Annotated in this window: 8 protein-coding genes; 4 read left to right on the plus strand and 4 right to left on the minus strand. The window is 45.4% G+C overall.

Features of this window, described 5'->3' with window-relative positions; genetic code table 11:
• Positions 1–23: 23 nt before the first annotated feature.
• From AAB417_04135 to AAB417_04150, 4 genes are read left to right on the plus strand one after another with little or no spacing between them, the layout of a single operon-like run.
• Positions 24–1,331 (plus strand): DUF4147 domain-containing protein, encoded by a 1,308-nt coding sequence (locus AAB417_04135; GenBank protein MEK7631184.1) that lies wholly within the window; start codon positions 24–26, stop codon positions 1,329–1,331.
• Between the two features lies 1 nt (position 1,332).
• Positions 1,333–3,753, plus strand: coding sequence for a phosphoenolpyruvate synthase (gene ppsA, locus AAB417_04140; GenBank protein ID MEK7631185.1), 2,421 nt, complete (start codon positions 1,333–1,335; stop codon positions 3,751–3,753).
• Between the two features lie 5 nt (positions 3,754–3,758).
• Complete coding sequence (locus AAB417_04145) at positions 3,759–4,778, plus strand: hydroxyacid dehydrogenase (GenBank protein MEK7631186.1); 1,020 nt, start codon at positions 3,759–3,761, stop codon at positions 4,776–4,778.
• A gap of 1 nt (position 4,779) precedes the next feature.
• Positions 4,780–5,031, plus strand: coding sequence for a YbaB/EbfC family nucleoid-associated protein (locus AAB417_04150; GenBank protein ID MEK7631187.1), 252 nt, complete (start codon positions 4,780–4,782; stop codon positions 5,029–5,031).
• Between the two features lie 5 nt (positions 5,032–5,036).
• On the opposite strand, the gene AAB417_04155 is transcribed toward AAB417_04150, so the two are convergent.
• From AAB417_04155 to AAB417_04170, 4 genes are all read right to left on the minus strand, one after another.
• Positions 5,037–6,206, minus strand: coding sequence for a hypothetical protein (locus AAB417_04155; GenBank protein MEK7631188.1), 1,170 nt, complete (start codon positions 6,204–6,206; stop codon positions 5,037–5,039).
• A gap of 430 nt (positions 6,207–6,636) precedes the next feature.
• Positions 6,637–7,347, minus strand: coding sequence for a DUF6339 family protein (locus tag AAB417_04160; protein ID MEK7631189.1), 711 nt, complete (start codon positions 7,345–7,347; stop codon positions 6,637–6,639).
• 4 nt (positions 7,348–7,351) lie between these two features.
• Complete coding sequence (locus tag AAB417_04165) at positions 7,352–8,191, minus strand: hypothetical protein (protein ID MEK7631190.1); 840 nt, start codon at positions 8,189–8,191, stop codon at positions 7,352–7,354.
• Positions 8,188–10,095, minus strand: a complete 1,908-nt coding sequence (locus tag AAB417_04170; GenBank protein ID MEK7631191.1) for a hypothetical protein — start codon at positions 10,093–10,095, stop codon at positions 8,188–8,190. Before AAB417_04170 ends, AAB417_04165 begins: the two co-directional genes overlap by 4 nt.
• Between the last annotated feature and the right edge of the window lie 8 nt (positions 10,096–10,103).

Below are 10,103 nucleotides of genomic sequence, written 5' to 3' on the forward strand. Positions count from 1 at the left end.
CGTATTCATGGTATACTGGCCTCATGGATGACGTTCATGCTCAAAAAATAAAAAATATTGATACACTCACCTCAACACCGTTGCGGCGTGACGCACTACATATCCTAGAGGCAGGATTGCAAGCAATCGATACTGGTCGTGCGATCCGTGAATCTATTACGTTTCGTGATGATGCCTTATGTATACGTGATGAGGTATGTTCTCTTACTCTTACTAATCGCGTTTTTTTTATTGGCATAGGCAAGTGCGCGTCTGAAGCTGCTGTTGCGATGGAAGATATATTGGGCGACCGGCTTACGGGGGGTATTGTGCTCGATGTGGCGATTGCCGATACGTGTAAGACGCAGCGCATTGAGTGTTTTACGGGCACTCACCCATACCCGACCGATCAAAATGTCGAGGTAACCCGCCGCATCGTGGATAGACTTCAGCGCCTTACTGAGCGCGATCTAGTTATTGTGTTCGTCTCGGGCGGTGGATCAACTTTGTTGTGCTTACCTGGCGAAGGAGCGTCATGTATCGATGAGAGGCTTGTACTAAGCATGCTCATTAAGGCTGGCGCCACCATTCAAGAAATAAATACTGTTCGCAAACACATATCGCTCGCTCGCGGCGGGCATTTGGCTCGCTACGCGTATCCAGCGCAGGTGATATCGCTTATCGTTTCTGATGTGCCAGGCGACGACATTTCATTTGTAGCGTCAGGACCCACAATCAAAGATGAGACATCTGCGATTGATGCGCTCAAAATTTTAAACGAGTACCGTGTTCCACTCGGCGATCGTCCGGTTGAACTGCTCGAGACTCCTAAAGATAATAGATATTTTAATAATGTTTGGAATGTTTTATTGATATCGAATGAGCGTGCTCTAAGCGCGATGGCAAAAGAGGCACGGCGTCTCGGTTATGCGGCTGACGTTAAAACACGATCGCTCTCAGGCGAGGCGTGCGATGTGGCAGGAGCCATTATGGCGGACCTCCATGCAGCGCCGTCCAAATCCGCATTGCTTTATGGAGGTGAGACGACCGTCGTCGTGCGCGGTCACGGGGTAGGCGGGCGCAACCAAGAGCTTTCGCTTGCAGCACTTGCTGATATTAAAGAGGGTGAGTTGATAGTATCACTTGCGTCTGATGGGAGGGATAATTCTGACGTAGCGGGCGGTATCGCTGATGCTGAGACGCAGCGGCACGCGTCGCGCGAGAGTATTATGGGCGATACGTATCTTGCCGAAAACGATGCGTATACATTTTTTGCGCGTACAGGTGATGCTATTTCGACAGGTCATACCGGTTCCAATGTATCGGATCTTATTCTTGCGCTAAAATCATAATATGAATAAAAAATATATTGTATGGATGGAAGAGGTAGGTATCGATGATGTAGCTCGCGTGGGAGGTAAAAATGCCTCGCTTGGCGAGATGATCCGCAACCTTACCGCAAAGGGCATTCGTGTGCCGTCTGGCTTTATCACAACTGCTGATGCTTATCGATATTTTCTTGACTCAACAGGTCTAACAGCACAAATAGCTCAAGCGCTCAAAGGTCTCGATACGAGCAATCTCAAGGATTTAGCTCGTCGAGGTAAGGCTGTTCGAACGATGATCTTGCGTGCTCGCATGCCCGATGATCTCGCTACTGACATTGCTGGTGCATATGCCGAGATGGAGCAGCGGTATGGCAAAAATATTGATGTCGCCGTTCGTTCAAGTGCTACTGCAGAAGATTTGCCGGGGGCAAGTTTCGCGGGAGAGCATGAGACATATTTGGGGATTCGTGGCGTACGCGATGTGACGACTGGCATACAGTCAGCTATGGCGTCACTCTTTACCGATCGCGCGATTTCCTACCGTGTTGATAAAGGATTTGCGCATGAGCAGATTGCACTCTCAGTTGGCATTCAGCAGATGGTACGCTCCGATCTTGGTGCTTCAGGTGTGATGTTTTCTATCGATACCGAGAGCGGGTTTAAAGATGTAGTAGTGATCAACGCCGTGTGGGGTCTTGGTGAGATGATCGTACAGGGGCACGTGACGCCTGATGAGTATTTGGTTTTTAAGCCCATGCTTGGCAAGGCGCAGAGCGCCATTATTGAAAAAAAACTCGCGGACAAATCAAAAAAGATGATATACGCGAAGGGAGGTGGCGCTGGAGTCAAGAAAACAAAAGTTGTCTCAACCTCTGCCCGTGATCGATTGAGCTTCGTGATGAGTGATGCTGAAGTTGCTACGCTTGCAGGGTGGGCCGTTGAAATAGAACAGCACTATTCAGAAAAGCGGGGACGCTGGACGCCCATGGATATGGAGTGGGCACGTGATGGCAAAACAGGCGAACTTTTTATCGTGCAGGCGCGACCTGAAACGGTTCAAGCAGAACGCGATTTTACAAAGGTGACCGAATATGTGCGTACTGAGAATAGTAAAGAATTGGTGCGCGGTATTTCGGTTGGTAGTAAGGTAGCGGTAGGCAAGGTGCGCGTCATTCTGAATCCTAAAGATATTAGTAAGTTTCAAAAAGGCGAGGTGCTCGTCACGACTATGACGGATCCTGATTGGGAGCCGATTATGAAGATTGCTTCAGCTATCGTGACAGATAAAGGTGGGAGGACGTCGCATGCGGCTATTGTCAGTCGTGAGCTTGGAATCCCAGCTATTGTAGGATGTGGCAACGCGACGCGCGCACTCAAGACCGGTACCGATGTGACGATTGATACAACAGGCAGCGAAGGTATAGTGCTTGCGGGTCGTCTGAAATTTAAAATGATGTCGCATGATATGAAGGCGCTGCCGTCGCCAAAGACTAAGGTGATGGTGAATATTGCTACTCCTGATATCGCGTTTGAACGCTCCTTTTTGCCAGTGATGGGCGTAGGGCTCGCACGCGAGGAGTTTATTATCGCATCACACATCGGTATTCACCCCATGGCGTTGCTACAGTTTTCAAAACTTTCGCCAAAGATCAAAAAAGAGATTGAACATCGCACCGCAGGGTGGCACGATAAAACAGCATTTTATGTAGATAACCTTGCTTACGGTATCGCAAAAATAGGTGCGGCGTTTTATCCACGTCCGGTAATCGTGCGTTTCTCTGACTTTAAGACAAATGAATATCGAACACTTTTGGGTGGCGAAGCATTTGAGCCTGTTGAAGAAAATCCCATGATCGGTTGGCGAGGGGCATCTCGCTACTATGATCCGAAGTTCAAAGAGGCTTTTATGCTTGAATGTCATGCGATTAAAAAAGTCCGCGATGAAATGGGGCTTACCAATGTGATACCGATGGTACCGTTTTGCCGAACAATCGAAGAGGGAAAACAGACCTTACAGATTATGGCGTCAGTTGGATTGGTGGCGAAATCACTCGCGCCAGACAAGGCAGATGCCGTACCCGTCTATGTTATGTGTGAGATTCCCTCTAATGTACTTCTTGCTGACCAGTTTCTTGATTTATTTGATGGCATGTCAATCGGTTCCAATGACCTGACTCAATTGGCGTTGGGACTTGATCGAGACTCGGGTATCGTGAGTCATATCTCAAATGAAAATGATCCTACGGTACGTGAGCTTATTGCTCAAGCCATCAAGGTATGCCGTCGACGCGGTAAATATATCGGCATTTGCGGACAGGGGCCATCAGATTTACCGGACTTCGCACTTTTCTTAATTGAGCAAGGTATCGAAAGTATTTCACTCAATCCTGATACAGTCGTCAAGACGATTATCTCTATCGCAGAAAAAGAAAAAACGTTAGGATAGTACGCATGAAGACAACTTTTTTCGGAACAAAACTTTGGGAGCAGGAATACTTACAGCAAAAAATTGCCAAACGAGCGCTCGCTGTGGAACCGTCATTTGTCACTGATATTGTGACGCCAGATAAGCTACCACAAGATACATCGGCTGAGATTGCCTGTGTGTTTGTGGATTCGGTGGTTTCAAAGCCAGTCATCGACGCATTACCAAATCTCAAGTTTATCCCTACTCGCTCGACTGGTTACGATCATGTTGATCTTGTGGCTGCGGCAGCAAAAAATATTCCCGTATCTAACGTACCGTCATATGGAGAGAACACGGTAGCAGAGCAAGCTTTTGCTCTTTTGCTTTCGATTTCACGTAAGATATACCTTGCGTATGATCAGATTCGCGAGACGGGCAGTTTCAAGTTTGATGCGCTCCAAGGGTTTGATCTCAAGGGAAAGACCATCGGTGTTATTGGCACGGGGCGTATTGGCAAGCATAGTATCAAGATTGCCAAAGGTTTTGATATGCGTGTAGTCGCCTATGACCCACATCCAAACCAAGATTTGGCTAAAGAGTTTAACTTCGAATATATGTCACTCGAAGACGTGCTACGCGCAAGCGATGTGGTAACGATTCATGTACCATATATGCCCGAGACACATCATTTGTTCAATGAAAAATCATTTCCGTTTATGAAAAAAAATGCAGTGCTCATCAATACGAGTCGTGGTCCAGTGGTAGATACGCAAGCCTTGGTTATGGCACTTAAAAATGGACAGATTGGTGGCGCGGGTCTTGATGTACTTGAAGAAGAAGGGGTTATTAAAGATGAACTTGATTTTATTGTGCATGGGCACCCAGAGGGGCATGATCTTAAAACAATTCTTGCCAATCACGTGCTCTTTGATATGCCCAATGTAGTGATTACGCCACATAATGCATTTAATACTCGTGAAGCACTTCAGCGCATTCTTGATACGACGCTCGATAATATCGAAGCTTTCTTGAAAGGGGCGCCGATTAATGTAGTAAAGAAATAATATGTTCGACAAACTCAAGCAAATAAACGAATTGCGTAAGATGCAGCAGATGGTGGCGGGTGAGCGGGTGACCGCCGAGTGCAATGGCGTGAAGGTGACGGTGAACGGTACCTTGGTGGTAGAAGAGATCTCACTCAACTCACAACTTTCGCAGACAGATCAAGAACGCGCGCTCAAAGATGCGCTTAACGATGCAAACAAAAAAATGCAAACCCAGCTCGCCCAAAAACTCGGCGGTATGATGCCGAGGTAAGCTTGCTATCTTCGATACGATTGAGCGTTGTAGAGATCCCAAACCTCCAATGATTTTTTTGGAGTGCCGTCACTTTTTTGCAGTCCAGTATAGGCAAAGAAGTTCGCAAAATCACGCACGATGGGTGGGAATGACGCCGCGAGCTTATCAGAATCGATTGATGACCAGTTTGTGATAAACAAGAACTTTTTTTGTTGAGCGGTACGCAGGAGCATATTGATGTATTGTGTTTGTTCGGCTTCGGTAAACTCCCAGTTCATGAGATACGCACGGAAGTTTTGGCTTGGCATGCCGGTTTCCGCGATAGCCAGAGGTTTGCCAAACGCGAGTGCGGTATCAAAATATGAATCGGGTACAGGCGAGAGTTTACCACCAGTATACTCCCAGCCGTAGGGGTACGCTGAGAGGGCGATATAGTCGAGATACGGAAGGAGTGAGCGTATCTCCTGCTCCTGCGCGGTTTTGTCAGAGCCGTTGGGGAGGCCTTCGAGATGCGGCAACGAGAATGATGCCGAGATGAGAAGATTCGGATAGAGCTTTTTGAGTTCGGCATAGGTATGCTTGTGCAGTTCTTTGTACGCACGCCACGCTGATTCATCTTTTGTCAGCGCGACATTGACTTCAATACCGATGACTAAATAATTTGGCTGATAGTGTGCAACAATGCGTTTTGCGTAGTTTGTGTATGCGCGTTTTACCTCCATACTATCGAGCGCATAAGTATTCCACGGGGCGGGGATTGCCATATTGTCTGCCGATCCCAGATACTTTGCCATCGCATCGCGCGAGTCCGCGAGCGGTGTAATCGCGACATACACAGCATGACCAGCGGGTGTTTTTGATTTTGAAAGATTCCAGTCATCCATTACATGTTTGGAAAACGCGCTGTCAGCATACGCCTCAGGCCACGGTACACCCGCGTCATAATGATGCGCGAGAAGATCACCGTGCTCTCCTATAAATTTCCACATGTCATCGATTGCTTGTGCGGAGAAGTCAGGCGGCCAGCGTGTAAAGCCGAGATGGAATGATCGAGTAGTACTTGTTGGTGGGTCTAGCTTGACGGTCTTCCCACTCAAATCTGGTTCGTCAGGATCTGATTCTTTATTCATGCCACCAAGTATAAGGATGATGATCAAGACAATACCTCCGTAGAAAAGTATTTTTCGTATCATAGTATTAGTATAGGGCAAAAAATAAAGCGCCAATAGGCGCTTTATTTTTTCTGACTGGCGGGGACGATGCCCGGAACTTTGAACCGAAAGTACGGCTCAAATTCGAGGATCTTGATAGAAGTATACAGAAACTACGGGCTATCTACAAAGTTCATCCGGAGTGGTTTGAGACACCGAAGCCCAAATCTGATAAAGGGCGAAACGCAGTCGATTATTCGGTGAAAGGATAACCCAAGTATTCAAGGTTTTGGAAAAAATGCTATAATTGCTTTATCAAACCTATGCTAGCTACTGCAACTATCATCAGAGTGTTCACAACATTGAAACCTCGCGAGGAGTGGTCTTTTCGCAGTGCGGGACGGTCGCAAACAACTGCTTTCACTCACGATTATCATCGCTATCCGGCAAAGTTTATTCCGCAAATTAATGGTTAATCAACCAATGATTCCTTAAGGATATTTCTCAAATTTTTATCGTCGAGTGCTGGTAAAATTCTATAAGCACCGACAAAATTTAACCGACGCATTAGCGCACGAACTTTATCCTCTTTGAATTGTTCAAAATACTTTGGATTATTTGAAATAAAATCAAGCAGAACATGAACAAATGAGTCAGATTTACCAAGAGAGCCGTCTAGTTGTCTTGTATACTCATAAAGTGCAAAAAATTCTCGCGTAAGTTCAAAAGGGTCCTCCCTTTTTTCATCGTAAGTAATATGTGCTCCCCACCAAAGTAAAGCGATACCATGGCGTAAATACGCTGTGGTTGTCTGTGTGCCTACAAACCAGTGTTGGGCAATGTATCGTGAACGTTTTTCTTCTGACTGGTCTGCAACCGGCCATCGTTTTGCCATATAGTCCATAAATGGCACATGAGCTAGCCACGCCCACAGTCGTTGATCCGATGCCATAGTACGATCTAATCCACGCAACGACTCATAAAGAGCTCGCGCATTTTCAAATGCGGTAAGATCGGCATCAAGTTTTGGTAATGCTTCAATTTCAAGAATAGTGTCTCTGACATCGGACGCAGAAAAACTTGGGGCTTTGCCCGCAACATATCCACGAATTGCATCTTCGCTCTGAAGCCGTTGGCCCAGTCTTTGAAGAAATGGTGTAGTAAATACTTTAATGCGTTCCATAATTTTAATCTTCTGGCTCATCTATTATTTCTTTTAATCCTGACAACATGCGCTCGACCGGTCTTTTTAATATAGTTTGCACAATGTTAGAGATATTTTCCTTACCCCACTCAATATTTGCTTTTTCCGCGCGTTCTTTCAGAACGCTGAACCACATAAATTGTTGGTGGTATTCAGGATCCTCAAAAGCATATTGCATAGCAATGAGAATGGCGGGAAAGGCAACACCCGATTGAATTATTGAATTTAACTTTTCTGTTTTTGATCCTGCGAAAATTGCTAGTTTGTCATAATCAACACTAGGCAATCTCACGATTATCTTATCTTGGTTTGGTTCTACAGTCATCGGACCGGAAAGATGTGGGTCACGGACCACCTCAAGAAAATCAGAAATGTTTCTTGTTCCGGCATATCTCTTTTTGGCATCAAATTTTTCCGATTCGCCGTCAGCAAGAATATCACCCGGAACAAGATTGACGGTGGCGCCCTCATAATCAGAGTGAGCCACATTGTTTGCGTAATCTGAAATGTTTTTTGTTGCGACAGCAAAATATCCCAAGGAGACAACGCCTCGGAGATCTACTGCCGGAACAGAAACCTCGAATTGGCTGTCTGTAAAAAGATAACATCGGCGAAAGTGGGTAGCAATGCATGTAATTTGCAATACATATTTTGCCTGTCTACTATCTATCAGGTCTTGGATTGTCTTATTATCCAAATTAAAATTACCACGAATAACAATAGTATCCGGTCCTAGATTGACTTCAACGATTGGTGAGTATGTGCCAGAAATGGCATCGCCATCACCAAGCACTGGCCAAGGATAATGTGAGGTTATATTCATGGCAGAATTCGTAAATTAGGATCTAGGGCGACAATCCACGGCTCTTTTAACTGAACAGAAAGATATGCGCTCCCTGAATCATCCAAAGAAAAGTCACAATGTTCTTGCCCAAGCTTAACTATTTTTGTTCCTTTTTCCCCAACAACATTAGATATAGAAAGCAGTTCGTCACTTCCATCGTCTGCGCGAGCATACAACCTAATTCGAACTACGGGCTTCTCGCTTTTATTATCGGTATGAATAATGACACGATATAATCGTCCATCTTTCGTTTTATTTCCTACAATGTACCGAACTGTTGCGTTCTCCAATTCTTGGGATTTAACCGATTTGCCTTTCTCATCGGGTTTCGGTAGCGGATTCGGTACACCGTATGGTCTTGGAGGGGTAGGAGGGCTTGGGGGTGTCGGCGGATTTTCTGTACGCACTTTTATATATCTTGCGACTCTGATGGGTCGTATTGTATGGAATGAGCTTGCTGTGTCCTCTACATCAGAGCCAATCTCAATACCAGTTTCTTCTTCTACAACCTCCTTTACTTGATTTTTTGCATCACCGATATTTGCACTACTCCCTTCTTTCGCTGGTACGCCAATATGTTCTGCCAAGCCCGGAATGCTTGTTGATTGCGACACCGGAGCATATAACAGGCCCCCCAACCCGCCGGCTATAAAAAGTTCTAGTTCATTGTAAGCAGTTTTTCCATCCTCGACATGGTGTCCGTGTTCGTCTTTCCAGTTATGCCAATCCCACTCTGTATGTGCGGGATTTTCCATCTTCCGAAGTATCTCACTACCTTTTTTATTCCTACATTCAAAAATTGCTGCATATTTTGTTAGATGAGATGATCTCCCCTTGAAGTCAACTATCATGCCAGTGTTCCTAACAAGTGCAGTTTTGTTTGGATATGGTAAGTCGTCAGAAGTGCGACCATAGAAGGAAACTTCTCCAAGCACATCAGGACTTTCGGTCAATTTCTTCTCGGAGTTGGTGTAAGCATCAAAAAAATGCAGTGGGTTGTGTGGTTTGAAAGATTTTTTTTCGTCTGGCGAAAAAAACTCACTCATCCGTTCGCGTAAATTAGTAGCATTAAACTCTTTATCGCCAACTTTTACAGTAAGGATCCCCCAATGTATTGATGGCCAAAACCAACCCAAAACTGCGCGACAAATGGTATCTTGCCAGTCGTTACTACCTAGAAAATTAACAACCCAAATATCAGTGCCCTTATCGCTTCTCTGGAACATCTCTGGAATATCCTTTTTATTCTGTACGGGTAATTGTCTAGGGAGTCCGAAAGTTCCGTTACCTTGCATCAATTCGTTATCTTGGTCGAATGACAAGAGGCGTAGCTTACCGGCAAATTTAACTCCATCGTCCGTAACAGTTGAAACGAAAATAGTTCTAAAGAGTGAATTAGCAAAGAAAGCTCCCTTACCTAATCCAAATGCGCCTCCAGCCCCTGCTTCACCAGCATTAAATCCAACACCTCGCATGAACATAAACCAGCGGCCATCATTGGTGTCGCCAGTTAAACCGCAAGTATTGTAGTCGGCAATACGCAATAGTGGAATGCTTGCGCCACTTTTTAAAACATCTGCTTGCGACTTATAATGTTTTGCCGCGGGGACAACCTTTCTTTTTTCAGCGTATTCAGCACACTTTCTAAATATCTGTTCTAGCCGTTCAGGATTTGGCAATGATCCAACTGGCACATTCTTGAGATCAAACTCTGCTCGTGCTGGCGATTTTCCGGGAAGTCTGGCATCGATAATATTTTGGATGGCCTCTCTAATCAAACTATCCGTGAGATTTCCTTCGTATGCAAAATTTGCAGCTACAGGATCATTAAACCCCGCGACATCACCGCCATCTGTTTTACCAAAATGATAATCTGTTGCCATAGTTTATA

This window comes from Patescibacteria group bacterium, assembly GCA_038064855.1.
Classification (GTDB): domain Bacteria; phylum Patescibacteriota; class Minisyncoccia; order Ryanbacterales; family GWA2-47-10b; genus SICQ01.

What these genes read in the sequence shown, in the direction of transcription:
- AAB417_04135 (MEK7631184.1), top strand. Translation starts at nt 24, where the DNA reads ATGGATGACGTTCATGCTCAAAAAATAAAAAATATTGATACACTCACC.
- ppsA (MEK7631185.1), top strand. Translation starts at nt 1,333, where the DNA reads ATGAATAAAAAATATATTGTATGGATGGAAGAGGTAGGTATCGATGAT.
- AAB417_04145 (MEK7631186.1), top strand. Translation starts at nt 3,759, where the DNA reads ATGAAGACAACTTTTTTCGGAACAAAACTTTGGGAGCAGGAATACTTA.
- AAB417_04150 (MEK7631187.1), top strand. Translation starts at nt 4,780, where the DNA reads ATGTTCGACAAACTCAAGCAAATAAACGAATTGCGTAAGATGCAGCAG.
- AAB417_04155 (MEK7631188.1), bottom strand. Translation starts at nt 6,206, where the DNA reads ATGATACGAAAAATACTTTTCTACGGAGGTATTGTCTTGATCATCATC.
- AAB417_04160 (MEK7631189.1), bottom strand. Translation starts at nt 7,347, where the DNA reads ATGGAACGCATTAAAGTATTTACTACACCATTTCTTCAAAGACTGGGC.
- AAB417_04165 (MEK7631190.1), bottom strand. Translation starts at nt 8,191, where the DNA reads ATGAATATAACCTCACATTATCCTTGGCCAGTGCTTGGTGATGGCGAT.
- AAB417_04170 (MEK7631191.1), bottom strand. Translation starts at nt 10,095, where the DNA reads ATGGCAACAGATTATCATTTTGGTAAAACAGATGGCGGTGATGTCGCG.